This is a genomic window from Pseudomonas sp. FW300-N2F2 (assembly GCF_017351655.1).
GTDB classification, from domain to species: Bacteria; Pseudomonadota; Gammaproteobacteria; order Pseudomonadales; family Pseudomonadaceae; genus Aquipseudomonas; species Aquipseudomonas fluorescens_AA.
Genome location: NZ_JACNDQ010000004.1, coordinates 381,994 through 406,695, shown reverse-complemented (window position 1 = coordinate 406,695; position 24,702 = coordinate 381,994). Strand labels below are relative to the sequence as shown.

The 24,702-nt window shown below is 61.9% G+C and carries 24 protein-coding genes and 1 pseudogene; 12 read left to right on the top strand and 13 right to left on the bottom strand.

Going from position 1 to position 24,702, the window contains the following annotated elements; genetic code table 11:
- Positions 1–27: 27 nt before the first annotated feature.
- The 6 genes from J4E63_RS28435 to dadA form a co-directional block, all read right to left on the bottom strand.
- On the bottom strand, positions 28–1,962 hold the full coding sequence (locus J4E63_RS28435) for an acetyl-CoA hydrolase/transferase C-terminal domain-containing protein (RefSeq protein WP_207283985.1): 1,935 nt from the start codon (positions 1,960–1,962) through the stop codon (positions 28–30).
- A gap of 135 nt (positions 1,963–2,097) precedes the next feature.
- Positions 2,098–2,511, bottom strand: coding sequence for a cytochrome c5 family protein (locus tag J4E63_RS28430; protein WP_092174467.1), 414 nt, complete (start codon positions 2,509–2,511; stop codon positions 2,098–2,100).
- Between the two features lie 183 nt (positions 2,512–2,694).
- Positions 2,695–3,243, bottom strand: coding sequence for a cupin domain-containing protein (locus tag J4E63_RS28425; RefSeq protein WP_017135864.1), 549 nt, complete (start codon positions 3,241–3,243; stop codon positions 2,695–2,697).
- A gap of 128 nt (positions 3,244–3,371) precedes the next feature.
- Positions 3,372–4,445, bottom strand: a complete 1,074-nt coding sequence (gene alr / locus J4E63_RS28420; RefSeq protein ID WP_207283984.1) for an alanine racemase — start codon at positions 4,443–4,445, stop codon at positions 3,372–3,374.
- A gap of 94 nt (positions 4,446–4,539) precedes the next feature.
- Positions 4,540–4,893, bottom strand: a complete 354-nt coding sequence (locus tag J4E63_RS28415; RefSeq protein ID WP_060740072.1) for a RidA family protein — start codon at positions 4,891–4,893, stop codon at positions 4,540–4,542.
- Positions 4,865–6,169 carry a D-amino acid dehydrogenase gene (gene dadA / locus J4E63_RS28410; RefSeq protein WP_060743108.1) on the bottom strand — a complete coding sequence of 435 codons (1,305 nt, stop codon included), beginning with the start codon at positions 6,167–6,169 and terminating at the stop codon, positions 4,865–4,867. Before dadA ends, J4E63_RS28415 begins: the two co-directional genes overlap by 29 nt.
- A gap of 156 nt (positions 6,170–6,325) precedes the next feature.
- Between dadA and J4E63_RS28405 the strand changes: the two genes are divergently transcribed.
- Positions 6,326–6,814 (top strand): Lrp/AsnC ligand binding domain-containing protein, encoded by a 489-nt coding sequence (locus J4E63_RS28405; protein ID WP_003206849.1) that lies wholly within the window; start codon positions 6,326–6,328, stop codon positions 6,812–6,814.
- Positions 6,815–6,949: 135 nt separating this feature from the next.
- Here J4E63_RS28405 and J4E63_RS28400 read toward each other — a convergent pair whose 3' ends face one another.
- Positions 6,950–7,303, bottom strand: a complete 354-nt coding sequence (locus tag J4E63_RS28400; protein ID WP_092442997.1) for a YkgJ family cysteine cluster protein — start codon at positions 7,301–7,303, stop codon at positions 6,950–6,952.
- A 145-nt stretch (positions 7,304–7,448) separates the two neighbouring features.
- Between J4E63_RS28400 and J4E63_RS28395 the strand changes: the two genes are divergently transcribed.
- A complete protein-coding gene (locus J4E63_RS28395) occupies positions 7,449–8,762 on the top strand; it encodes an FAD-binding oxidoreductase (RefSeq protein ID WP_207283983.1) in 1,314 nt (437 codons plus the stop codon).
- Between the two features lie 117 nt (positions 8,763–8,879).
- Here J4E63_RS28395 and J4E63_RS28390 read toward each other — a convergent pair whose 3' ends face one another.
- Positions 8,880–9,125, bottom strand: coding sequence for a DUF1127 domain-containing protein (locus J4E63_RS28390; RefSeq protein WP_207283982.1), 246 nt, complete (start codon positions 9,123–9,125; stop codon positions 8,880–8,882).
- A gap of 179 nt (positions 9,126–9,304) precedes the next feature.
- On the opposite strand from J4E63_RS28390, the gene J4E63_RS28385 reads away from it, so the two are divergent.
- Entirely contained in the window at positions 9,305–10,738 is a 1,434-nt protein-coding gene (locus tag J4E63_RS28385) for a PLP-dependent aminotransferase family protein (protein WP_192262505.1), read from the top strand.
- 61 nt (positions 10,739–10,799) lie between these two features.
- Positions 10,800–12,365, top strand: coding sequence for a phospholipase D family protein (locus J4E63_RS28380; protein WP_103309573.1), 1,566 nt, complete (start codon positions 10,800–10,802; stop codon positions 12,363–12,365).
- A 37-nt stretch (positions 12,366–12,402) separates the two neighbouring features.
- Here the strand turns inward: J4E63_RS28380 and J4E63_RS28375 are convergent, their stop codons facing one another.
- Together J4E63_RS28375 and J4E63_RS28370 are read right to left on the bottom strand one after the other, a co-directional pair.
- Entirely contained in the window at positions 12,403–13,545 is a 1,143-nt protein-coding gene (locus J4E63_RS28375) for an MFS transporter (RefSeq protein ID WP_207283981.1), read from the bottom strand.
- A gap of 459 nt (positions 13,546–14,004) precedes the next feature.
- On the bottom strand, positions 14,005–15,498 hold the full coding sequence (locus tag J4E63_RS28370) for an aldehyde dehydrogenase (protein ID WP_060740066.1): 1,494 nt from the start codon (positions 15,496–15,498) through the stop codon (positions 14,005–14,007).
- Positions 15,499–15,732: 234 nt separating this feature from the next.
- On the opposite strand from J4E63_RS28370, the gene J4E63_RS28365 reads away from it, so the two are divergent.
- The 3 genes from J4E63_RS28365 (at position 15,733) to J4E63_RS28355 (ending at position 16,835) form a co-directional block, all read left to right on the top strand.
- Positions 15,733–16,095 (top strand): cupin domain-containing protein, encoded by a 363-nt coding sequence (locus J4E63_RS28365; protein WP_060740065.1) that lies wholly within the window; start codon positions 15,733–15,735, stop codon positions 16,093–16,095.
- Between the two features lie 85 nt (positions 16,096–16,180).
- Positions 16,181–16,384 (top strand): hypothetical protein, encoded by a 204-nt coding sequence (locus J4E63_RS28360; RefSeq protein ID WP_060740064.1) that lies wholly within the window; start codon positions 16,181–16,183, stop codon positions 16,382–16,384.
- 232 nt (positions 16,385–16,616) lie between these two features.
- The gene (locus J4E63_RS28355; RefSeq protein WP_103310997.1) at positions 16,617–16,835 is read left to right on the top strand and encodes a peptidase inhibitor; all 219 of its coding nucleotides are present in this window, start codon (positions 16,617–16,619) and stop codon (positions 16,833–16,835) included.
- A gap of 88 nt (positions 16,836–16,923) precedes the next feature.
- Here the strand turns inward: J4E63_RS28355 and rpmG are convergent, their stop codons facing one another.
- Positions 16,924–17,079 carry a 50S ribosomal protein L33 gene (rpmG, locus tag J4E63_RS28350; protein WP_003177274.1) on the bottom strand — a complete coding sequence of 52 codons (156 nt, stop codon included), beginning with the start codon at positions 17,077–17,079 and terminating at the stop codon, positions 16,924–16,926.
- Between the two features lie 11 nt (positions 17,080–17,090).
- A complete protein-coding gene (gene rpmB, locus J4E63_RS28345) occupies positions 17,091–17,324 on the bottom strand; it encodes a 50S ribosomal protein L28 (protein WP_003177273.1) in 234 nt (77 codons plus the stop codon).
- Positions 17,325–17,761: 437 nt separating this feature from the next.
- Between rpmB and J4E63_RS28340 the strand changes: the two genes are divergently transcribed.
- Positions 17,762–19,348 (top strand): ABC transporter substrate-binding protein, encoded by a 1,587-nt coding sequence (locus J4E63_RS28340; protein ID WP_207283980.1) that lies wholly within the window; start codon positions 17,762–17,764, stop codon positions 19,346–19,348.
- A 135-nt stretch (positions 19,349–19,483) separates the two neighbouring features.
- On the opposite strand, the gene radC is transcribed toward J4E63_RS28340, so the two are convergent.
- Positions 19,484–20,158 carry a DNA repair protein RadC gene (gene radC / locus J4E63_RS28335; protein WP_192262501.1) on the bottom strand — a complete coding sequence of 225 codons (675 nt, stop codon included), beginning with the start codon at positions 20,156–20,158 and terminating at the stop codon, positions 19,484–19,486.
- Between the two features lie 144 nt (positions 20,159–20,302).
- On the opposite strand from radC, the gene coaBC reads away from it, so the two are divergent.
- The 4 genes and pseudogenes from coaBC (at position 20,303) to argB (ending at position 24,561) form a co-directional block, all read left to right on the top strand.
- Positions 20,303–21,511 carry a bifunctional phosphopantothenoylcysteine decarboxylase/phosphopantothenate--cysteine ligase CoaBC gene (gene coaBC / locus J4E63_RS28330; RefSeq protein ID WP_003206865.1) on the top strand — a complete coding sequence of 403 codons (1,209 nt, stop codon included), beginning with the start codon at positions 20,303–20,305 and terminating at the stop codon, positions 21,509–21,511.
- A 5-nt stretch (positions 21,512–21,516) separates the two neighbouring features.
- Complete coding sequence (gene dut, locus J4E63_RS28325) at positions 21,517–21,972, top strand: dUTP diphosphatase (RefSeq protein ID WP_053126549.1); 456 nt, start codon at positions 21,517–21,519, stop codon at positions 21,970–21,972.
- A 252-nt stretch (positions 21,973–22,224) separates the two neighbouring features.
- Positions 22,225–23,628: pseudogene (locus tag J4E63_RS28320) on the top strand (phosphomannomutase/phosphoglucomutase); the annotation flags it as partial.
- Between the two features lie 27 nt (positions 23,629–23,655).
- Positions 23,656–24,561 (top strand): acetylglutamate kinase, encoded by a 906-nt coding sequence (argB, locus tag J4E63_RS28315; RefSeq protein WP_025216133.1) that lies wholly within the window; start codon positions 23,656–23,658, stop codon positions 24,559–24,561.
- Positions 24,562–24,702 lie beyond the last annotated feature (141 nt).

Below are 24,702 nucleotides of genomic sequence, written 5' to 3'. Positions count from 1 at the left end.
GCGAGCAAGCTCGCTCCCACAGGGGTTTCAGGTTGATTGTTGTTGTGCAGTAGCCTTGAGACCGGCCAACAGCAACCGCTGGAACAGCTCCTCCTTCAGCCCTTCAGGACTGGTCAGCTGCATCCGTTCCAGATGCCCGGCAAATTCCCAGGGCTCTGGCGCATCCAGCGCGGCTTTGCCCAACTCCAGGATCTCGGTGAGCTTGAATTTGCTCTTGAGCCAGTTCAGCGCCCGCAACAGGTCCCGCTCGACCCCGTCGAAATCACAGCCCAGCGGGTATTCGGGAAACAGATTCGGATGCCGAGCCTGGATCGCCTGCAACCGCTCCGACGTGTTGTCGGCGAACCGCGGATCGAGGCGGAAATCCTTCGGCAATTTGCCAGCCTTCTGCGCCTGCTCGATCAGCCCGGGCTGGAAGCGTGAGTCGCTGATGTTCAGCAACGCCTCGATCACCGCGGCGTCGGTCTTGCCGCGCAGGTCGGCGATGCCGTATTCGGTCACCACGATGTCGCGCAGATGCCGGGGAATCGTGCAATGGCCGTACTCCCAGACGATGTTCGAGCTGATCTCGCCCCCGGCCTCGCGCCAACTGCGCAGCAGCAGGATCGAGCGCCCGCCCTCCAGCGCATGGCCCTGGGCAACGAAGTTGTATTGCCCGCCCACGCCGCTGAGCACCCGTCCGTCTTCCAACTGATCGGCCACCCCGGCCCCCATCAGGGTCATGGTGAAGACGGTATTGATGAAGCGGGCATCGAGGCGCTGCAGGCGCTTGAGCGGCTCCTGGCCGTAGAGCTCGTTGATGTAACTGATGCGCGTCATGTTGAATTCGAGACGCCGGCTCTGCGGCAACTCGCGCAGGCGCTCGTAAAAACTGCGCGGGCCGAGGAAGAAGCCGCCGTGTATGCAGATGCCGTCGGGTTGTGCCGCCTCGTCGAGGGTTCCGGCGTTCGCTCGTTCCTGGGTCGGCTCGTCGGGGTAGACCTTGCGCCGGATGATCCCGGCCTCGGCCAGCACCAGCAAACCGTTGACGAACATTTCACTGCAACCGTACAGCCCTTTGGCAAACGGCTCGACCCCGCCCTCGCGCTCGATCAGTTGCGCCCACTGGCTAAGGTTCAGGTCCGCCAGCAACGCCTGGTAACCGGCGTTATCGGCCTGACGCGCCAGCAGCGCCGCCGTCAACGCGTCGCCCATGGCGCCAATGCCGATCTGCAATGTCCCGCCGTCACGCACCAGGGTACTGGCGTGCAGGCCTATCAGATGATCCTGGAACCCCACCGGCATGTTCGGCGTGGAAAACAGCGTGTGGCTGTCCTTCTCGTCGATCAACAGGTCGAAAGCGTCGATGCCGACTTCCGCGTCGCCCGGCATGTAAGGCAAATCGTTGTGCACCTGGCCGACCAGGAGAATGGTTTCCCCGGCCGCCCGGCGCTTGGCGATCATCGGCAGCAGGTCGAGGGTGATGTCCGGGTTGCAGCTCAGGCTCAGGCGATCCGGGTGTTCCGGGGCGCTCGCCACCAGTTGCGCCACCAGGTTCAAGCCGGCGGCGTTGATGTCCCGGGCCGCATGGCTGTAGTTGCTGCTGACATAGTCCTGCTGGGCCGACGCACTGTGCAACAGGCTGCCGGGCTGCATGAAGAACTGCTGGACGCGGATGTTGGCCGGCAGACTGTCCTGGTGCAGGTCAACCAGGTAATCCAGCTCGGGATAGTTGCCGAAGACCCGTTCGACAAAGGGTTCGAGGAAGCGCTTCTGCAAACCATCGCCCAGGTTTGGCCGGCCCAGGCTCAGGGCGGTGTAGATCGTCAGTTGTCGCTCGGGCAGTTGTGCGATGCGCCGGTACAACGCGTTGGCGAACAGGTTGGGCTTGCCCAGCCCCAGGGGCATGCCGAGGTGGATATGCGCGGGCAGGCGCTCGAGCACGTCATCCACCGCCTGTTCGATTGAACACAACTGCACCATCGGACCCTCCAGGACATTCCATGAATGTGGGTTGGACCGAGCTTGCCGGGTCTTGGTTGCGATGAACAGTCCCGAAAAATCCGAGGCGCAAAAAAGCCGCTCGTAAGCGGCTTTTTTGTGAAGGATGCCGGCGTATTACAGACCGGACATCTCTTTGATGGCGCCCTTGAGGTCGTCATCCGAGCAATCGGCGCAGGTGCCTTTAGGCGGCATTGCGTTGATGCCGGTAATGGCCTTGGCCAGGATGCCGTCGAGACCGCCCTGGTGATCGGCGCGTTCTTTCCACGCAGCCTTGTCACCAATTTTCGGCGCGCCCAGCAGGCCCGTGCCGTGGCAAGCGTTGCAATGCTTTGCAATTACGTCTTTCGGCGCCTTGGCACCGCCGGCGCCGCCGGCCGAGGCCACGACTTCCATACCCTTGCATTCCTTGCCCTGGACGCAGACCTGGCCGACGGGTTCAAGGCGCTTGGCGATTTCGTCGTTCGGCGCCGCTTGAGCGGTCGCAGCCCATAGGGCCAATACGGTTGCTGGTGCAGCCAGCATTTTCATAATTAGGTTCACGCGTACACCCTCAATGGTGGCTAGTCACGCCTGCGGCCACGGTTTGCAGGCGGGCGCAAGTATAGCGGTAAGCCTGTCACTCTGAAACAACCCCAAAGTCGCAAGGGTCTTGTTTGTCATGACAGCCCAACAGGTGGGCGCCTTTGCCACGCGGGCCTGGCGCCTCTTGGTCTAGAAATTGGCCGGCGTGGCTGCGCTGATCAGTCGCGCCGGCACGTCGAACGGATTACGGAAACGGTGGGGCTTGGTGCTTTCGAAATAGTAGCTGTCGCCAGCCTCGAGCACGAAGGTTTCGAGGCCCACCACCAGTTCCAGCCGCCCTTCCACCAGGATCCCGGTCTCCTCGCCCTCATGGGTGAGCATCTCTTCACCGGTATCGGCACCCGGCGGATAGATCTCGTTGAGGAAGGCAATCGCCCGGCTCGGATGTGCCCGGCCCACCAGCTTCATGGTCACGGCACCATCGGAGATGTCGATCAGTTCGTTGGCTTTGTAGACGATCTGGGTCGGTTTTTCCTGAAGGATCTCTTCGGAGAAAAACTCGACCATGGACATGGGAATCCCGCCAAGGACCTTACGCAGCGAGCTGATCGAGGGGCTGACGCTGTTCTTCTCGATCATCGAAATAGTGCTGTTGGTGACGCCCGCGCGCTTGGCGAGTTCACGCTGGGAAAGGCCTTTGAGTTTACGAATGGATTGCAGTCGTTCACCGACGTCCAATGCTGGAGCCTCCAGGGAATCAGGTTGTGAGGAAAGTGAGCGTTATCATGGCGACAGCGTTCAGTATTTACAACACTTTGACCCGAATCCTGTGCGGTGAAGCGACTTTCGGTAGGTGGCGCTTCGTCTCAGCCCCCGGAATAGAGCCGTGGCACCCGCCGCAGGTTGCAGAAAATCTGATAAGGAATCGTGTCGGCGGCCTTGGCGACATCACTGGCGAGGATGTTCTTGCCCCACAATTCCACGGTCGAGCCGAGTCCGGCCTGGGGGACATGGGTCAAGTCGACACACAGCATGTCCATCGACACCCGCCCGACCAGTTGGCTGCGCTGCCCATCCACCAGCACCGGCGTGCCGTTAGGCGCCTGGCGCGGGTAGCCGTCGGCATAGCCCATGGCGACCACCCCGACCCGGGTCGGTTGCGTGGTCACGAAGCGAGCACCGTAGCCCACCGGCTCACCGGCGGGCAATTCACGCACGCAGATGATCTTCGATTCCAGGGTCATCACCGGTTGCAGGCGCGAGGCGACAGTGTTGGGTTCGTCGAAGGGGGTCGCGCCGTAGAGCATGATGCCCGGCCGCACCCAGTCGCTAGGCATCTGCGGCCAACCCAGCACCGCTGGGGAGTTGCGCAGGCTGATCTCTGCCGCCAGCCCCTGGCGGGCCGCCTCGAACACGACCAGTTGCTCGGTGCTGCTGGGATCGTGCAGTTCATCGGCACGGGCGAAGTGGCTCATCAGGACAATCTTCGCCACTTTGCCGCTGGCCAGCAGGCGACGGTAGGCCGCCTGGTAATCCGCCGGATGCAGGCCGACCCGGTGCATGCCGGAATCGAGCTTGAGCCAGACCGTGATCGGCTGGCTCAGCGCCGCTTTTTCAATCGCTTCGAGTTGCCACAACGAATGCACCACGCACCAGAAATCATGCTCGACGATCAACAGCAGCTCATCGGCTTCGAAAAACCCTTCCAACAGCAGGATCGGCCCACGGATCCCTCCGGCCCGTAGCTCCAGGGCTTCTTCGATGCAGGCCACGGCGAACCCGTCCGCCGTGGCCTGCAGCGCCTCGGCGCAACGCACCGCACCGTGCCCGTAGGCGTCGGCCTTGATCACCGCAAGGGCCTTGGCCCCCGTGACTTCGCGGGCCAATTGGTAGTTGTGACGCAGGGCTTGGAGATCGATCAGGGCACGGGCAGGACGCATGGCGGCAGGCTTCTAGGCGGTCATGAATAAAAAACCGGCGCAGGTTGGCAGGGTGAACCACCCAGCGCCGGGAGAGGGATCGTTTAGGCAGGTATTAAGGCAGCGCAGCCACGACGGACAGCTCCACCAGGATCTGCGGTTCACACAGCTTGGCCTCGACCGTGGCCCGGGCCGGGGCGACGCCTTTGGGCAACCACTTATCCCAGACCGCGTTCATGCCTGCGAAGTGAGCCTCGATGTCCTTCAGGTAGATCGTCACCGATAACAGACGCGTCTTGTCGGTCCCGGACAACTCCAGCAAACGCTCGATATTGGCCAGGCATTCGCGGGTCTGCTGCTCAATACCGGCGTTCATGTCGTCGCCGACCTGCCCGGCCAGGTAAACGGTGCCGTTGTGCACGACAACCTGGCTCATGCGGTCATTGGTGAGCTGGCGCTGGATTGACATGTTTTGCAGACTCCTGGGTTTTGCTGCCATAACGGGAAATATCGAGGCCTTCGGCGCTGATCTGCGGCTTTTTCTTCGCCATCAGGTCGGCCAACAGGCGACCGGAACCACAGGCCATGGTCCATCCGAGGGTACCGTGGCCGGTGTTCAGGAACAGATTCTTGAAGGGCGTGGCACCGACGATGGGCGTGCCATCCGGGGTGGTCGGACGCAAGCCGGTCCAGAAACTGGCCTCGGCCAGATCGCCGCCCTGAGGATAAAGGTCGTTGACGATCATCTCCAGGGTTTCACGCCGACGCGGGTTGAGGGACAGGTCAAAACCGGCGATTTCCGCCATGCCGCCCACCCGAATGCGATTGTCGAAGCGGGTGATCGCGACCTTGTAGGTTTCGTCGAGAATGGTCGAGGTCGGGGCCATCGCCGGGTTGGTGATCGGCACGGTCAGGGAATAACCCTTGAGCGGATACACCGGCGCGCGGATCCCGAGGGGCTTGAGCAATTGCGGCGAATAGCTGCCCAGAGCGAGCACATAGCGGTCGGCGGTTTCCAGCTTGCCGTCGATCCAGACACCGTTGATGCGGTCGCCAGCGAAGTCCAGGCGCTGGATATCCTGGCCGAAGCGGAATTGCACACCCAGCTTCACCGCCATTTCCGCCAGGCGCGTGGTAAACATCTGGCAGTCGCCGGTCTGGTCGTTAGGCAGGCGCAAGGCACCGGCCAGGATGTCGGTGACATTGGCCAGGGCCGGCTCGACCCGGGCGATGCCTTCGCGGTCGAGCACTTCGAACGGTACGCCGGACTCTTTCAGCACGGCGATATCTTTTGCCGCGCCATCGAGCTGGGCCTGGGTGCGGAACAACTGTGTAGTCCCCAGGCTACGGCCCTCGTAGGCAATGCCGGTTTCGGCGCGCAGCTCGTCGAGGCAGTCACGGCTGTACTCGGACAGGCGCACCATGCGTTCCTTGTTGATGGCATAGCGGCTGGCGGTGCAGTTGCGCAACATCTGCGCCATCCACAGGTATTGATCGATGTCGGCCGTGGCCTTGATCGCCAGTGGCGCATGCCGTTGCAGCAGCCACTTGATGGCCTTGAGCGGCACGCCCGGCGCGGCCCATGGCGAGGCATAACCCGGCGACACCTGGCCGGCGTTGGCGAAACTGGTTTCCATGGCAGGCGCTGGCTGACGGTCGACCACCACTACTTCAAACCCGGCACGAGCCAGATAATAAGCACTGACGGTACCGATGACGCCGCTACCCAAGACCAGAACGCGCATGTTGATGCCCTCATCGCGGATGAACCGCTGACGTTTGTTGTACAAAGCTTTGATGGGCGCAGTGTAAAAAAGATCAGCCAGTGCTTTTCACTATATAAACACCTATATTTGGCGAGAATTCTCGGCAAAACCCCTTTTCATGGAGGCGCATCACCTGTGCGTACCAACACCCAGACCAAACGCGAGCTGGACAAGATCGACCGCAACATCCTGCGCATTCTCCAGGCGGACGGACGGATCTCCTTCACCGAGCTGGGGGAAAAGGTCGGCCTGTCCACCACGCCCTGTACCGAGCGGGTTCGACGCCTGGAGCGCGAGGGCATCATCATGGGCTACAACGCCCGGCTCAATCCACAGCACTTGAAGGGCAGCCTGCTGGTATTTGTCGAGATCAGCCTCGACTACAAATCCGGCGACACCTTCGAAGAGTTCCGACGCGCCGTGCTGAAACTGCCTCACGTGCTGGAATGTCACCTGGTGTCAGGGGATTTCGATTACCTGGTGAAAGCACGGATTTCCGAGATGGCTTCGTACCGCAAGCTGCTGGGGGACATCCTGCTCAAGCTGCCCCACGTGCGCGAATCCAAGAGCTACATCGTGATGGAAGAAGTGAAGGAAAGCTTGAACCTGCCGATTCCGGATTGAGCCTGGCTCCGGACCGCTTTCGCGAGCAGGCTCGCTCCCAGCCAGCTAAGGGATGAGCACGTGCTTGCGAACGAACCGAGATCCATTGTGGGAGCGAGCTTGCTCGCGAAGGCCGCGACTCGGCCCCCCTGGCGGCTAGACCAACACCTGCCGGGTGCTGGCCATGTACTCATGAATCTGCTTCTCGACCCGCGGATGAATCAGTTCCACCGGCCGCCGGCCATTGGGACACGGCAAGGTCGCCGTGGTGCCGAACAGCCGGCAGATCAGCGGTCGCTCGTCATAGACGGTGCAACCGTCGGGCCCCAGGTGCACGCAGTCCAAGGCGTCCATGGCAGCGTCCTGTTCGGCGCGGGTCTTGCGGGGCAAGCGGGCCATTTCCTCGGGCGAGGTGGTGACCGGACCGCAGCAGTCATGGCAGCCCGGTACGCACTCGAACGAGGGAATCTGCTGGCGTAGCGTGCGGATCTTCTGACTGTTGCAGCTCATCGAGGCGGTTACCGAGAGGGACAAACCGGGATTCTGCCTTAAAGGCCGCGTGCCAGACAGCGCCAACCGACCGGTGTTGCCCAGGAAGGAAGCCCCGGCTTATGCTCCGTAAAATTTCTCAAACACAACAATCAGGATTACGCACATGAACGCCCGTGTTCAGCAACCGGTCCCGAACCACGCGCACGCCGCCTCTTACTACGCCGCCAGCAGCCTGCCGCAACCGGACCATCCGCTGCTGCAGGGCGAGTTGCGGGCGGATGTCTGCGTCGTCGGCGGCGGGTTCTCCGGGTTGAACACGGCGATCGAACTGGCCGAACGCGGCATGAGCGTGGTGCTGCTGGAAGCGCACCGGATCGGCTGGGGGGCCAGCGGGCGCAACGGCGGCCAATTGATCCGTGGCGTCGGTCATGGCCTCGACCAGTTCGCGCCGATCCTCGGCACCGACGGCGTGCGCCAGATGAAACTCATGGGCCTCGAGGCCGTGGAAATCGTCCGACAGCGCGTCGAGCGCTTTCAAATCCCCTGTGACCTTACCTGGGGCTACTGCGACCTTGCCAACAAACCCAGCGACCTGGAAGGCTTCGCCGAAGACGCCGAAGAATTGCGCAGCCTGGGTTATCGCCACCCGACCCGACTGCTGCAAGCCGACGAAATGCACAGCGTCGTGGGTTCGGATCGCTACGTCGGCGGACTGATCGACATGGGTTCGGGCCATTTGCATCCGTTGAACCTGGCCCTGGGCGAAGCCGCCGCGGCGCAGCAATTGGGGGTCCGGCTGTTCGAACAATCGGCGGTCACGCGCATCGACTACGGCCCTGAGGTGAACGTGCACACCCAACAGGGTTCGGTCCGTGCCAAGACGCTGGTGCTGGGCTGCAATGCCTACCTCAATGGACTCAATCCGCAACTCGGCGGCAAAGTCCTGCCGGCCGGCAGCTACATCATCGCCACCGAGCCCTTGAGCCAGACCCAGGCACAGGCGCTGTTGCCGCAGAACATGGCCGTCTGTGATCAACGGGTCGCACTGGATTACTACCGGCTTTCGGCGGATCGCCGCTTGCTGTTCGGCGGGGCTTGTCACTATTCCGGCCGCGACCCGCAGGACATTGGCGCCTACATGCGTCCGAAAATGCTCAAGGTGTTCCCGCAATTGGCGGATGTGAAAATCGATTATCAATGGGGCGGGATGATCGGCATTGGTGCCAACCGTTTGCCGCAGATCGGCCGGCTGAAGGACCAGCCCAATGTGTATTACGCCCAGGCCTATTCCGGCCATGGGGTGAATGCCACGCACCTGGCCGGCAAACTGTTGGCCGAAGCCATCAGCGGGCAGCACAGCAGCGGTTTCGACCTGTTCGCCCAGGTCCCGCACATGACCTTCCCGGGGGGCAAGCACTTGCGCTCACCGCTGTTGGCGCTGGGGATGTTGTGGCATCGGTTGAAAGAGTTGGTTTAGTCCTGGATCCGTGGCGAGGGAGCTTGCTCCCGCTCGGTTGCGCAGCAACCGCAAAAAAGAAGGTCTGCTACGCAGCCCAGCGGGAGCAAGCTCCCTCGCCACCGGGTTCCTATTGCTTCAAAGCTGCCAGAACGGCCTGAGCCCCTCCTCCAACGCCTGCTCCCGACTCAGCCCGACGTCACGCAACTGTTCGGGTGTAAGTTCCAATAGGGCCTTGCGTGTATGCAGACGATGCCAGAACAGGGCCCAGCGGCTCAGGCCGGACGGCGAATTGCGCAATGTCGCGCTGCGCAGCCCCTTCTCCTGCCCTGCCGCCAGTTCCTGACTGTGTAACGTCAGCCGCACATCGCTCAAGCCGTTCATTTTGATCGCTCCTGTTTACTTGGGTAGCCAGAGGTTTCATGATGCGCGAACGGCTAAAAGCAATACAGATTCAACCTATTCCTTTTATAAGCATACAGATTCGGTATTTCCGCCACTGAATTGTCATTTTCCAATCCAACTGTATCGGTCGCAGTTGTCCATCTCATCGGGAGCGCACCATGACCCTCTACGTGAACCTCGCCGAACTGCTCGGCACCCGCATCGAACAGGGCTTCTACCGCCCCGGCGACCGGCTGCCGTCGGTGCGGGCATTGAGCACCGAACATGGGGTCAGCTTGAGTACGGTGCAGCAGGCCTATCGGGTGCTGGAGGACAGTGGGCTGGCGATGCCGAGACCCAAGTCCGGTTACTTCGTACCCGTGGGCCGCGAATTGCCAGACCTGCCGGTAGTAGGCCGTCCGGCCCAACGCCCCGTGGATATTTCCCAGTGGGACCAGGTGCTGGAGCTGATACGCGCCGTACCGCGCCCGGATGTGGTGCAACTGGGACGCGGCATGCCGGACATCAACTCGCCGACCATGAAACCGTTGCTGCGCAGCCTGGCGCAGATCAGCCGCCGGCAAGACATGCCCGGCCTGTATTACGACAACATCTACGGCAACCTCGAGTTGCGTGAACAGATCGCCCGACTGTCGTTGGACTCCGGCTGCCAACTGGGCCCCAACGACCTGATCGTCACCACCGGCTGTCATGAAGCCCTGTCGGTCAGCATCCGCGCCACCTGCGAACAAGGCGATATCGTCGCCGTGGACTCACCCAGCTTTCACGGGGCCATGCAAACCCTCAAGGGCCTGGGCATGAAGGCCTTGGAAATCCCCACCGACCCGCTCACCGGCATCAGCCTGGATGCACTGGAACTGGCCCTGGAGCAATGGCCCATCAAGGCCATACAGTTGACCCCCAGCTGCAATAACCCGCTGGGCTACATCATGCCCGACGCCAATAAACGCGCGCTGCTGAACCTGGCACAGCGCTTCGACGTGGCGATCATCGAAGATGATGTGTATGGGGAATTGGCCTACACCTACCCCCGCCCACGCACCATCAAGTCCTTCGATGAAGACGGTCGCGTGCTGCTCTGCAGTTCGTTTTCCAAGACCCTGGCGCCTGGCCTGCGCATTGGCTGGGTCGCGCCAGGCCGGTATCTGGAGCGGGTGCTGCACATGAAATACATCAGCACCGGCTCTACCGCGCCACAGCCGCAGATTGCCATTGCCGAGTTTCTCAAGGGCGGGCATTTCGAACCCCATTTGCGGCGGATGCGTACGCAATACCAGCGCAATCGCGACGTAATGATCGACTGGGTCAGCCGCTATTTTCCAGCGGGCACCCGTGCCAGTCGCCCACGGGGCAGTTTCATGCTGTGGATCGAATTGCCCGACGGCTTCGACACGCTGAGGCTCAATCGGGCTCTGCTGGACCAAGGCGTGCAGGTCGCCGTCGGCAGTATTTTTTCGGCATCGGGCAAGTACCGCAACTGCTTGCGGATGAACTACGCTGCCAAGCCAACGGCCCAGATCGAAGAGGCCGTGCGCAAGGTCGGGGCCGCCGCTATCGCGCTGTTGAACGAAACCCAGCGCGACGTCGTCTGAACTTTATCCAGGGAAGCAGCACCCAATAGCCGATCAACGTGAACAAGCGGAACGATCCTACGTGAGATCCAGACCGATCCTGCCTGCGCTACTGTTAGTCGGCTCACTGCTGAGCGGCTGCGCCGGTCTTGATATCACCCGCGAGCCGTCCCAGGCCCTGCCGGCCACCGAATCCTCGTTCGGCCGCTCGGTCCAGGCCCAGGCCGCCGCCCATGAAGGGCGCTCGGGCTTTCGGCTGCTGTCGGACAGCACCGAGGCCTTCACCGCCCGGGCCGAGCTGATTCGCCACGCCCAAGGCAGCCTGGATTTGCAGTACTACATCGTCCATGACGGCATCAGCACGCGGATGCTGGTGGATGAACTGCTCAAGGCCGCCGACCGGGGCGTACGCGTGCGGATCCTGCTGGACGACACCACCAGCGATGGCCAGGATCAGATCATCGCCACCCTCGCCGCCCATCCGCAAATCCAGATCCGCCTGTTCAATCCGCTGCACCTGGGACGCGCCACCGGCGTGACTCGCGGCCTCGGACGCCTGTTCGACCTGTCGTTGCAACACCGCCGGATGCACAACAAGCTGTGGCTGGCGGACAACAGCATGGCCATCGTCGGCGGTCGCAACCTGGGCGATGAGTACTTCGACGCCGAACCCAACCTGAACTTCACCGACATCGACCTGCTCAGTGTCGGTCCGGTGGCCGAACAATTGGGCCACAGCTTCGACCAGTACTGGAACAGCGCCCTGAGCAAACCCATCGAACAGTTCCTGTCCCATCGCCCCACGCCCAAGGACCTGGCCAACAGCCGCCTGCGCCTGCAAGAGTCCCTGGAGCAGACCCACAAGGAAAACCACGCGCTCTACCAGCAGTTGACCGCCTACAAGACCCAACCGCGCCTGGACACCTGGCGCGACCAGTTGATCTGGGCCTGGAACCAGGCGCTGTGGGACGCGCCCAGCAAAGTGCTGGCCAAGGACGAACCGGACCCTCAGTTGTTGCTGACCACCCAACTGGCCCCCGAGCTGACGGGCGTCAGCAAAGAACTGATCATGATTTCCGCCTACTTCGTCCCCGGCCAGCCAGGCTTGGTGTACCTGACCAGTCGCGCCGATGCCGGCGTGTCGGTGAGCCTGCTGACCAACTCCCTGGAAGCCACCGACGTGCCCGCCGTGCACGGCGGCTATGCACCGTACCGCAAGGCCCTGCTGCAACATGGCGTGCGCCTGTTCGAACTGCGACGACAACCGGGCGACACCGGCGGCAGCCCGCATCTGTTCTACAGCAAATCCTACGGCGAATCGGACTCCAGCCTGCACAGCAAGGCGATCATCTTCGACCAGCAGAAATCCTTCATCGGCTCGTTCAATTTCGACCCGCGCTCAGTGCTGTGGAACACCGAAGTCGGCGTGCTGGTGGACAGCCCGGAACTCGCCGGCCAAGTCCGCGAGCTGGCCTTGCAAGGCATGGCGCCGGCCCTGAGTTACCAGGCCAGGCTGAAAGATGGAAAGCTTGTATGGACCACCGAAGACAACGGCAAGATCCACGACCTGGACCGCGAACCGGGCAGTTGGTGGCGCCGGTTCAATGCCTGGTTCGCCACGACTGTCGGGTTGGAGCGGATGCTTTAGAGGCAGCCCGCTTTTGTGACAAGGGATTTGGGTGTGCTCAGGCCGCTTGGGTTGCCCCGAACGCCCCTTGGCGCAACAGCAGGATCACCAACCCGAACGCCCCGGCCGCCATGAACAACGGCAGCGCATGTCCGCTGACCCATTGGCTGCCCGCTCCCGCCACCAGCGGACCGACCAGGCAGCCGATCCCCCACAACTGCGCGATATGGGCATTGGCCCGCACCAGCGCATCGTCGCGGTAACGCTCGCCGATCAGGATCAGCGACAGCGTGAACAACCCGCCCGCGCTGGCACCGAACAGCACCCACAGCGGCCAGATCAACAGGGTATCGATCAACAGCGGAACCGCCAGGCTCGATAACATCAACGCCACCGCGCACCCCGTCAACAGGGCCCGGCGAGACACGCGATCAGCCAGGGCGCCGATGGGCAATTGCAGCAAGGCATCACCGACCACCACGGTGCTGACCATCGCCAGCGCAATGTCGGCCGTGAAACCCTGGCGCAGGCAATACACCGGCAACAACGTGAGGATCATCGCCTCGAACGCAGCGAACAACGAGACCGCCCAGGCAATCGCCGGCAAGCCACGGCAAAACGTCCACAAATCGCCGAACGTGACGCTGCCGGCCTCGCTGCTCGGTGCACCACTACGGCCCAGCAACAACAAGGGCGCGACCAACAGCAGGCCGACGCCCACCCAGAACCCGTAGTCATGATCGGTCCCCAGCGCGCCCAGCAGCAGCGGGCCGGACAACTGGCTCAGGGCGTAGCTACTGCCGTACAGCGCCACCAACCGTCCACGCCATTTTTCAATGACCAGTTGGTTGATCCAGCTCTCCCCCAGAATGAACACCAAGGTCAGGACCACGCCAATCATCAGGCGCAGCAGCAACCAGACCGGATAGCTGGGCAGCAGCGCCAGCAACCCGATGGACACCGCACCGCCCCACAGGCACAGGCGCATCAACGCCGCCGTGCCGAACCGCGCCGCCAGCCGGCTCGACACCTTGGCCCCGAGCAACACCCCCACCGCCGGCATGGCCGCCATCACACCGATGGCGAACGAGCCATAACCCCAGCCCTCCAGGCGCAGCGACACCAAAGGCATGCTCACGCCCAGGGCCAGGCCGACGCTCAGGACAGACGCCAGCACGGCGAAATAGGTTGCCCAACGCATTTCCACGCTCCTGTGGAGGGTTATCAATCTCAACCATCACCCAAAACACTGTGGGAGCGAGCTTGCTCGCGATGGCGGCGTAACATTCAACAACGTCGTCGACTGTCATACCGCTTTCGCGAGCAAGCTCGCTCCCACAGGGGACTTTTATTGGCCGCTAATCTCCCGCCCATCCCCGACCAATGTGGGAGCGAGCTTGCTCGCGATGGCGGCGCAACATTCAACAACGTCGTCGACTGTCATGCCGCTTTCGCGAGCAAGCTCGCTCCCACAGGGGACTTTTATTGGCCGCTAATCTCCCGCCCATCCCCGACCAATGTGGGAGCGAGCTTGCTCGCGATGGCGGCGCAACATTCAACGAAGTCGTCGACTGTCGTACCGTTATCGCGAGCAAGCTCGCTCCCACAGAGGGAATCAGCGCTGCATGAAAGCCCCGGACAGGATCCGGGGCCGTCACTGTCAGAGCTTGATCCAGGTCGACTTCAGCTCGGTGTATTTGTCGAACGCATGCAGCGACTTGTCGCGACCGTTGCCCGACTGCTTGAAGCCACCGAACGGTGCGGTCATGTCGCCGCCGTCGTACTGGTTGACCCATACGCTGCCGGCACGCAGGGCCTTGGCGGTCAGGTGAGCCTTGGAGATATCCTTGGTCCATACCGCTGCGGCCAGGCCATACGGCGTGTCGTTGGCGATCTCGATGGCCTGCTCGGCGGTGTCGAAGGCGATGACCGACAACACCGGGCCGAAAATCTCTTCCTGGGCAATTTTCATGGCGTTGCTCACACCGTCGAAAATCGTCGGCTCGACGTATGTGCCGCCGGTTTCCTCAAGGATGCGCTTGCCACCGGCCACCAGTTTGGCGCCGTCGCTATGGCCCGCCTCGATGTAGGACAGCACGGTGTTCATCTGCTGGGTATCGACCAGGGCGCCGACGTTGGTGGCCGGGTCCAGGGGATTGCCCGGCTTCCAGCCCTTGAGGGCTTCGATCACCAGCGGCAGGAACGTGTCCTTGATGGAGCGCTCCACCAACAGTCGCGAGCCGGCGGTGCAGACTTCGCCCTGGTTGAAGGCGATGGCGCTGGCAGCGGATTCGGCGGCGGCTTGCAGGTCCGGGGCATCGGCGAACACGATGTTCGGGCTCTTGCCGCCGGCTTCCAGCCAGATGCGCTTCATGTTGGATTCGCCGGAATAGATCATCAGTTGCTTGGCGATCTTGGTGGAGCCGGTGAACACCAGCGTATCGACGTCCATATGCAGGGCCAGGGCCTTGCCGACGGTGTGGCCGTAGCCTGGCAACACGTTCAGCACGCCTTTCGGAATGCCGGCCTCGATCGCCAGCGCAGCGATACGGATGGCGGTCAGCGGGGATTTTTCCGACGGCTTGAGCACTACCGAGTTACCGGTGGACAGCGCCGGGCCGAGCTTCCAGCAGGCCATCATCAACGGGAAGTTCCAGGGCACGATAGCCCCCACGACACCCACCGGCTCACGGGTCACCAGGCCCAGTTGATCGTGCGGGGTGGCCGCCACTTCGTCGTAGAGCTTGTCGATGGCTTCACCGCTCCAGCTCAACGCCTGGGCTGCGCCGGGCACATCGATGTTCAGCGAATCGCTGATCGGCTTGCCCATGTCCAGGGTTTCCAGCAGCGCCAGTTCCTCGGCATGCTGCTTGAGCAAGCCGGCGAAACGGATCATGGTGGTTTTGCGCTTGCTTGGCGCCAGGCGCGACCAGACGCCGGAGTTGAAGGTGGCGCGGGCATTTTCGACGGCACGCTGGGCGTCGGCCACGTCGCAACTGGCGATCTTGCCCAGCAGGCGGCCATCCACCGGGCTGAGGCAATCGAACGTTTCGCCGGACACCGCATCGGTGTACTCACCGTTGATGAAGGCGCGGCCTTCGATCTTCAGGTCGCGAGCGCGTTGTTCCCAATCGGTACGAGTCAGGGTGGTCATGCGTGTGTCCTCCTCTTATTGAGTACGAACGCCGCGCAATGCGCAGCGCTCAAAAGAATTCTGCCCGGCCAGCCTGTTTTCGGCGCTGTTTTCGGCATAGGGCACCCGCCACCCTAAACCAGCGGCCGGTCATGTTTCAATATATTTGACACATCGACGGCAAACGGCCTTGCGATGTTCGTTTTAATAAACATAGACTCGAGGCCTTCCAAGCGATCACTGGGGATCAACCGCATGAGCATTCAGGACATCGTCGACTTCAGCCAGGCCAATACCACCGCCGAGCGTTATCGCCCGGACCCGGCCAAAGTGTTCAAGGGCGATCCCGAGCAAACGGTGTTCAACCACTACAGCAGCCCCTGTGGGCAAATGAACGCTGGCGTATGGGAAGGCGCCGTCGGCCAATGGACGGTCAATTACACCGAGCATGAATACTGCGAGATCGTCCAGGGCGTCTCGGTGCTGCGGGACAACGATGGCAACGCCAAGACCCTGCGGGCCGGCGACCGCTTCGTGATCCCGGCCGGATTCAAGGGCACCTGGGAAGTGCTCGAGCCTTGCCGCAAGATCTACGTGGTGTTTGAAGCAAAGCTATAAATATGTACCGCACAGCGTGTGGCGCCGAGGAAGAAGATCGAGTTGTCCATCCGGACATCACTTCTTACTCAAAGGATTAATGACCATGACCAATGACGAGGTCCAACACAAGCTCCGCTACCTGATTGGCAGCTCTTATGTATCCTCCCTGAAGGCTTACATCAGCGAGCTGACCGGGCGTGCACACGTCGTAGGCCCTAATGAAGGGGCCTCTAGGGAATGGGATCCCAATCGAATTCGCGTCGTCGCCAATGCTTGTGGGACCATTGAATCGTTCCGCTTCGGCTGAAAACAAGACACATCGAACAAGTAACAAAAAAGGGCCCGTATCTCACGATACGGGCCCTTTTTTAGCCACCGAAAAAGAAGCTGACACTCTATCGCTGGCCAATGTCTCCCACCACAGATAAGACTGCTCACGGGCGCCACGCATTTTATTGTCGCAACGACAACGCACAGGACGTGCGGTCAACCCGACAAGTGAGCGCCCCGACCCCATAACTATTTGCAAGGAGGCAAACATGCCCGTCTTACCCGATCAATGCGACCTGGCCATCGCCCGATACACCATCGGCCAAAAATGCACCCCCGAGCTGCTTGAAGAGGTTCGCGCCTTGGCCAATGGGGCTCCCGTACGCGCTACGGGGCCGAAGTATCCTTCGAGCTGGGACCTGCGTCCGCGACGCATCAACCTGCACACCGATGCCAACAGGATCATTGTCAGCATCCACTGCGGTTGACCCCTCTCGTTGCTGACCACGAAACCTGAGCAACAAAAAAGGCCCGTATCTCGCGATACGGGCCTTTTTCGTAAGAGGGAAAAATCAATTACTTGATTTTGCCTTCCTTGTAGATCACGTGCTTGCGAACAACCGGATCATATTTCTTGATCTCGATTTTGTCCGGGGTAGTACGCTTGTTCTTGTCGGTAGTGTAGAAGTGACCAGTACCGGCGCTCGAGATCAAACGAATCAATTCACGCATGATTAGCTCCCTTAAACCTTGCCATCGCGACGAAGTTCGGCCAGCACGACACTGATGCCACGCTTGTCGATGATACGCATGCCCTTGGCAGATACGCGCAGACGCACAAAACGTTTCTCTTCTTCAACCCAGAAGCGGTGATGCTGCAGGTTCGGCAGGAAACGACGACGGGTTTTGTTGTTTGCGTGGGAAATGTTATTCCCAGTCACCGGACCCTTACCGGTAACTTGACAGACTCTCGACATGCCTCAGCCCTCTAAAACCACATGCCCAACCCGGCATGGGTTGGCCGCTTAATCTCTCAGTCATTTGGCGCCAGGCGCCGCGTTTCTTTAAGGGTCTTACCGGCTACACCTACAGTGAAGGAACCGGGCCCCTAGAAAAGAGCGCTGCTTTATACCAGAAAGACCACAGCGCAACAACAGCCGATGTGATTTGTCTTCCTGGAGAAACATCGGCTCACCGCCCCGGACGGCTGGGGCAGAGGCTGGCACGGCCCCTGACCGCTCGTCGCTGCACGCAGGTTTTTTTCACGTGCGGCAGGTTCTGGCCACCCATACCGTCGCCGCAGAGTGCCGGAAAATGCAAAAAGGGGATAGTCATTTGGCGGCGAGCCCACTAGGGTAGGCTTTTTCCAGACTGCACTCGCAGATGGGCCTTCGACTTGCACAGGAAACCGACCATGCGCCTCGCTGCCCTACCGTTGTTGCTCGCCCCTCTGCTGATCACCCCGCAGGCCTGGGCCGCCGCCCTGAGCGTCTGCACCGAAGCCAGCCCGGAAGGGTTCGATGTCGTCCAGTACAACTCCCTGACCACCACCAACGCCTCCGCCGACGTGCTGATGAACCGCCTGGTGGATTTCGATACCGCCAGCGGCAAAGTGGTCCCCAGCCTGGCCGAGCGCTGGGAGATCTCTACCGATGGCCTGACCTACGTGTTCAAGCTGCGGCCACAGGTCAAGTTCCATCACACCGAGTACTTCACGCCGCGCCGCGACCTGACCGCCGAGGACGTGAAGTTCAGCTTCGAGCGCATGCTCGACCCGGCGAACCCGTGGCACAAGGTTGCGCAAAGCGGCTTCCCCCACGCCCAGTCCATGCAATTGCCGGCACTGATCAAGAAAATCGACGCCCTGGACCCGCTGACCGTGCGTTTCACCCTCGATCACGCCGATTCGACCTTCCTGGCAACGTTGAGCATGGGCTTTGCCTCCATCTATTCGGCCGAATACGCCGATCAGCTGATGCAGGCCGGCACGCCGGAAAAACTCAACAATCAGCCGATCGGCACCGGCCCGTTCATCTTCAGCCGGTTCCAGAAGGACGCCTCGATCCGCTACAAGGCCAATGAAGCCTATTTCGGCGGCAAGCCCAAAGTGGACCCGCTGGTCTTCGCTATCACGCCGGATGCCAATGTGCGCCTGCAGAAACTGCGCCGCAACGAATGCCAGATCGCCTTGTCGCCCAAGCCGCTGGACGTGCAGGCCGCCCGGCAGGAATCGACCCTGAGCGTGGCCCAGACCGACGCCTTCATGACCGCGTTCGTGGCGATCAACAGCCAGCATCCGCCACTGGACAAGCCTGAGGTGCGACAAGCCATCAACCTGGCCTTCGACAAGGCCAGCTACCTCAAGACTGTCTTCGAAGGCACCGCCGAAGCCGCCAACGGCCCCTACCCGCCCAACACCTGGAGCTACGCCAAGAGCCTGCCCGGCTACGCCCACGACCCAGCGAAGGCCCGCGACCTGCTGGCCAAGGCCGGCTTGAAGGAAGGCTTCCAGACCACCATCTGGACCCGCCCTTCCGGCAGCCTGCTGAACCCCAACCCCAGCGTTGGCGCCCAGCTGCTGCAATCCGACCTGGCGCAGATCGGCATCCAGGCGGAAATCCGCGTGATCGAATGGGGCGAACTGATCCGCCGCGCCAAGGCCGGCGAACATGACCTGCTGTTCATGGGCTGGGCCGGCGACAACGGCGACCCGGACAATTTCCTCACACCGCAGTTTTCCTGCGCGGCACTCAAGTCCGGCACCAACTTCGCCCGCTACTGCAACCCGGACCTGGACAAACTGATCAGCGCCGGCAAGACCACCGGCGAACAAGGCGTGCGTGCCAAGCTCTACGAGCAGGCCCAGGCCCAGATCCAGCAGCAGGCCCTGTGGCTGCCCCTGGCGCACCCCACCGCCTTCGCACTGACCCGCAAGGATGTGCAGGGTTATGCAGTAAGCCCGTTTGGGCGGCAGGATTACTCCAAGGTCAGCCTCAAGTAACCCCGGCCCATAGCAAACCCTGTAGGAGCGAGCTTGCTCGCGATTGCGGCGCGTCAGATAACATCGATGTTGACTGACCGACCGCTATCGCGAGCAAGCTCGCTCCCACAAAGGCCTCGTATCGTCAGACCGCGCCTACATCCACCCATACTCCGCCATCGACAGCGGCTCCCCATCGCCAACAATGAAGTGGTCGAGCACCCGCACGTCGATCAGTTCCAGGGCCTCCTGGAGCCGCTCGGTGAGCACCCGGTCGGCCTGGCTGGGCTCGGTGTTGCCGGAGGGGTGGTTGTGGCACAGGATCAACGCGGCGGCGTTGTGGGCGAGTGCGCGCTTGACCACCTGCCGGGGATGGACACTGGCGCTGTCGATAGAACCGCGAAACAGCGCCTCGAAGGTCAGCACCTGATGCTTGGAATTGAGAAACAGGCAACCGAACACCTCGTGGGGTTCGTGGCGCAGCATGGATTTCAGGTATTCACGAACCGCGAACGGGCTTTCCAGCATGGTCTTTTCCCGCGCTCGTTCAGCCAAATGCCGCCGACTCATTTCCTGAGCCGCCTGCAGTTGGGCAAACTTCGCCGGCCCGAGCCCCATGTGGTTGCTGAATGTGATCTGATCCGCTTCAAGCAGCGCGCGCAGGCTGCCAAATTGAATCAACAGTTGTCGCGCCAGATCCACCGCGCTTTTGCCGGACACGCCGGTTCGTAAAAAAATCGCCAGCAGCTCGGCGTCCGAAAGACTCCCCGCCCCCAGCGCCAATAACCTCTCCCGCGGCCGCTCGGCCACAGGCCAATCGCGAATACTCATGGCATCTGCCTGATTGTGGGCGCCGCTGTTCCGTAGCGGTCGCTGTGATATCGTAGCCCATCTTTTTTGCAGGCGATTTGCACCCTGGCAGCTGCTGCCAAGGGGTTCGCCTTGCACTGACCACTGAAATCGAAAGGCAGGCCTATGCAGCGGCTGTATCGGAAACGCATCGTTCTGGGCGTCGGCGGCGGCATTGCCGCCTACAAGAGCGCCGAGCTGGTTCGCCGACTCATCGACCAGGGCGCGGAAGTACGGGTCGTCATGACCCGTGGCGGCAGCGAGTTCATTACCCCACTGACCATGCAAGCCTTGTCGGGGCACCCGGTCCATCTGGACTTGCTCGACCCGGCGGCCGAGGCCGCCATGGGCCATATCGAACTGGCCAAGTGGGCCGACCTGGTGCTGATCGCCCCGGCCACGGCCGACCTGATCGCCCGCCTGGCCCAAGGCATCGCCGACGACCTGTTGACCACCCTGGTGCTCGCCACCGACGCCGTGGTCGCCGTCGCACCCGCCATGAACCAGGCCATGTGGCGCGACCCGGCCACCCAGGCCAACCTGCAATTGCTGGAAAGCCGCGCCCTGAAAGTCTTCGGCCCGGCCTCCGGCAGCCAGGCCTGCGGCGATGTCGGCATGGGGCGCATGCTCGAAGCCACGGACCTGGCCCAGTGCGCCGCCGACTGCTTCCAGCGCCAGGCCCTGACCGGCAAGCACGTGCTGATCACCGCCGGGCCGACCCAGGAAAACATCGACCCGGTGCGCTACATCACCAACCACAGCTCCGGGAAAATGGGCTTCGCCCTGGCCGAAGCCGCCGTGGAAGCCGGCGCCCGGGTGACGCTGATCACCGGCCCCGTGCACCTGCCAACCCCGGACCGGGTCACGCGCATCGACGTGGTCAGTGCCCGGGACATGCTCGCGGCGTGTGAAGCGGCCATCCCCTGCGACCTGTTCATCGCCTCGGCTGCGGTAGCGGACTACCGCCCCGAAGTCGTTGCCCCGCAAAAATTGAAGAAAGACCCTACAAGCGGCGACGGCCTGCTACTACAAATGGTGCGCAACCCGGACATCCTGGCCAGCATCGCCACCCGCCCCGACCGCCCGTTCAGTGTCGGCTTCGCCGCCGAGACCGAACACCTGCTCGATTACGCCGCCCGCAAGCTCAAGGACAAGAACCTCGACTTGATCGTCGCCAACGACGTCGCCAATCCGAGCATTGGCTTCAACAGCGAAGAAAACGCCTGCAGCGTGATCGACCGCCAGTTGCACGCCACGCTTTTCGCCCAGACCAGCAAGAGCAAGATTGCCCGCCAGCTGATCACTTTTATCGCCGAACGTCTGAACCAGGTTTAATTTTCATGCACGCCTTACAAGCCAAGATTCTCGATCCACGCATCGGTAGCGAATTCCCGCTGCCGCAATACGCCACACCGGGCTCCGCCGGCCTCGACCTGCGGGCGATGCTCAAGCAGGACACGATCCTGGAACCAGGCCAGACCCTGCTGATTCCTACCGGCCTGTCGGTGTACATCGGCGACCCGGGCCTGGCCGCGCTGATCCTGCCGCGCTCGGGCCTGGGCCACAAGCACGGCATCGTGCTGGGCAACCTGGTGGGCCTGATCGATTCCGACTACCAGGGCGAATTGATGGTGTCGTGCTGGAACCGCGGCCAAACGGCCTTCAACATTGCTGTGGGCGAACGCATCGCGCAGTTGGTGCTGGTGCCGGTGGTCCAGGCCCACTTCGAACTGGTCGAGGAATTCGACGAGAGCCAGCGCGGCGCCGGTGGTTTCGGGCACTCCGGCAGCCATTGACCGTGCGGTTCCGGGCCGGGCGTCCTGCCCGGCCCGTTTGTTAAGCTTCTGTTTCAGGACAAAAAATGCGCAATGGCTTTCTGCTAGGTTTCCCATCCGGAATCAATGTATTAGGCGAGCGAGGCCGGGGTAACGCTGTCTCATGGCATTTTCCCACCACGAACTCTCTGTCAAAAACGCCGTCATACCCTTCAGCTTGAGCCTGCCGACACCCAGTGTCGGCCTGTCCAGTCACTTTCCTGATAGAGCGCCCCGCCCATGAACACCCCAGCCGCAATCGCCCCGATCTTCCCTGATAGCATCTTCCGCGCCTACGACATCCGTGGCGTGGTACCGGAAACCCTCACCGCCGAAACCGCCTACTGGATCGGTCGCGCCATTGGCTCCCAAAGCCTGGCCCAGGGTGAACCGAACGTGTGCGTCGGCCGCGACGGCCGCTTGTCGGGCCCCGAGCTGGTCGAACAATTGATCAAAGGCGTTGCCGACAGCGGCTGCCACGTCAGTGACGTGGGCCTGGTGCCCACGCCTGCGCTGTACTACGCCGCCAACGTGCTGGCTGGCAAGTCCGGGGTCATGCTCACCGGCAGCCACAACCCGTCGAACTACAACGGCTTCAAGATCGTCATCGCCGGCGACACCCTCGCCAACGAGCAGATCCAGGCCCTGCACACCCGCCTCAAGACCAACGACCTGAGCAGCGGCCAGGGCAGCGTGACCAAGGTCGACATCCTCGAGCGCTACAACGACGAGATCGTCAAGGACGTGAAGCTCGCCCGACGCCTGAAAGTGGTGGTCGACTGCGGCAACGGCGCGGCCGGCGTGATCGCTCCGCAACTGATCGAAGCCCTGAACTGCGAAGTCATCCCGCTGTTCTGCGACGTGGACGGCAACTTCCCTAACCACCACCCGGACCCGGGCAAACTGGAAAACCTGCAAGACCTGATCGCCAAGGTCAAGGAAACCAACGCCGACCTGGGCCTGGCCTTCGACGGCGACGGCGACCGCGTCGGCGTGGTGACCAATACCGGCAGCGTGGTGTTCCCCGACCGCCTGCTGATGCTGTTCGCTCGCGACGTAGTGGCGCGCAATCCGAATGCCGAAATCATTTTCGACGTTAAGTGCACCCGTCGCCTGGTCCCGCTGATCAAGGAATATGGCGGTCGTCCGCTGATGTGGAAAACCGGTCATTCGCTGATCAAGAAGAAAATGAAACAGAGCGGCGCCCTGCTGGCCGGTGAAATGAGCGGCCACATCTTCTTCAAGGAGCGCTGGTTCGGTTTCGACGACGGTATCTACAGCGCCGCGCGCCTGCTGGAGATCCTCAGCAAGGAAAAATCCACGGCCGAAGAACTGTTCGCGACCTTCCCGAACGATATTTCTACGCCGGAAATCAATATCCATGTGACCGAAGAGAGCAAATTCAGCATCATTGATGCACTGCACGACGCCCAGTGGGGCGAAGGCGCCGCACTGACCACCATCGACGGTGTACGGGTCGACTACCCACAAGGCTGGGGCCTGGTCCGCGCGTCCAACACCACCCCGGTGCTGGTGCTGCGTTTCGAGGCCGACAACGAGGCTGAACTGCAGCGCATCAAGGACGTGTTCCACACCCAACTCAAACGTGTTGCACCTGATCTCCAACTACCGTTTTGATTTTTTGAAGCACTACCGGAGCCCTGAATGACCCTCGAACGCGAAGCCGCCGCCAACACCGCCAAGGTCCTGTCCGAAGCGTTGCCTTATATCCGACGCTACGTCGGCAAGACCCTGGTGATCAAATACGGCGGCAACGCGATGGAAAGCGAGGAGCTGAAAACCGGCTTCGCCCGCGACATCGTGCTGATGAAGGCCGTGGGCATCAACCCGGTGGTGGTCCATGGCGGCGGCCCGCAAATCGGCGACCTGCTCAAGCGCCTGTCGATCGAGAGCCACTTCATCGACGGCATGCGCGTGACTGACGCACAGACCATGGATGTGGTGGAAATGGTCCTCGGCGGCCAGGTCAACAAGGACATCGTCAACCTGATCAACCGCCATGGCGGCAGCGCCATTGGCCTGACGGGCAAGGACGCCGAGCTGATCCGGGCGAAGAAACTCACCGTCACCCGCCAGACGCCGGAGATGACCCAGCCGGAAATCATCGACATCGGTCATGTGGGCGAAGTGGTCGGCATCAACACCGACCTGCTGAATCTGCTGGTCAAGGGCGACTTCATCCCGGTGATCGCGCCAATCGGCGTGGGCGCCAACGGTGAGTCGTACAACATCAACGCCGACCTGGTGGCGGGCAAGGTTGCCGAGGCACTGAAAGCTGAAAAGCTGATGCTGCTGACCAACATCGCCGGCCTGATGGACAAGACCGGCAAGGTCCTGACCGGGTTGTCGACCCAGCAGGTAGATGACCTGATCGCCGATGGCACCATCTACGGCGGCATGCTGCCGAAGATTCGTTGCGCGCTGGAAGCGGTACAGGGCGGCGTCGGCAGCTCGCTGATCATCGATGGCCGGGTACCGAATGCGATTCTGCTGGAGATCTTCACCGATACGGGTGTGGGTACGTTGATCAGCAATCGCAAGCGTCCTTAAGCGATACCGGTAAAAAAAGACCCCGCTCAACCAGGTTGAGCGGGGTCTTTTTTTCTGACTACTGTGGGAGCGAGCTTGCTCGCGATAGCAGTGGGTCAGTCAATAGTAATGCTGAATGATAGGCCGCCATCGCGAGCAAGC